An 820-nucleotide genomic window follows, 5' to 3' on the forward strand; every position below is an offset into this window, starting at 1 on the left:
AAGAGGACTGCTCTTTTTTATAGTCACTGGATTTGAGGCGCGCAAGGAACAGAACCCCCTTCTCCATCATCCTGATAAAAGCCGCGGTGGAGGGATAGCCCCTGTCCATGACGACCAGAAACGGCTGTGATGCGCCGATTGTTTCAGATACACGGTCGATCTGTTCTTCCGCCAGCCGCATTTCATCAAACTTGCATTTACAGCAGTCGCTCTCCAGGATCATGCGGTTCATCACATCATACAGACACCCGAGCCCTATGGAAGCCTGGGGCTTTGTTCCTTTTCTGCTGGATGTCCCAAATGTTTCCAGCGTTTCCCTTGTGGTTGGGATATTGATTCCTGAGCCGTCTGCCGCCAGAACCAGATATCCATGGAAGACAGAAAATCCAGGGTCTGCATAAAAGTTCCTGTTATGATGGCGGTAAAGCTCATAAAAAGCCAGCGGATTCAATTTCATTCGCTGTTTCAGATAGCCCGGCTTTGATATTTCCATTCCCGGGTGTGCGGTTTTCATATAATTGCGTAATTCCAGACTCAACGTAATCCCCCTCCGGTTTATCATAGTAAACATAAGATCCGTTAACGGCATCTTCCGGTTTCTTATAAAGGATGCCGGATTTCCGTTTCTACAGAAATCATGGAATTCATCCTGATGGATCAAACTGATATCACAACAGGTATGTTTTTGAGAATTCTTCATAAAATCACCTGCCTTATGGGAAAATACATCAGTTATCTACTTTCATTATACAATAAAAATACAGAAAAAAGGAACCTTTTACAATTCAAATGTAAAAGATTCCTTAAGTTAATGACATTG

1 protein-coding gene is annotated in these 820 nt (G+C 43.5%); it reads right to left on the reverse strand.

Going from position 1 to position 820, the window contains the following annotated elements:
- Positions 1-700: transposase (locus tag E5329_RS29175; protein WP_275443896.1), on the reverse strand; the 700-nt coding region annotated here is incomplete at its 3' end.
- Positions 701-820: the final 120 nt, after the last annotated feature.

It is taken from the genome of Petralouisia muris, from assembly GCF_004793545.1.
Lineage (GTDB): Bacteria > Bacillota > Clostridia > Lachnospirales > Lachnospiraceae > Petralouisia > Petralouisia muris.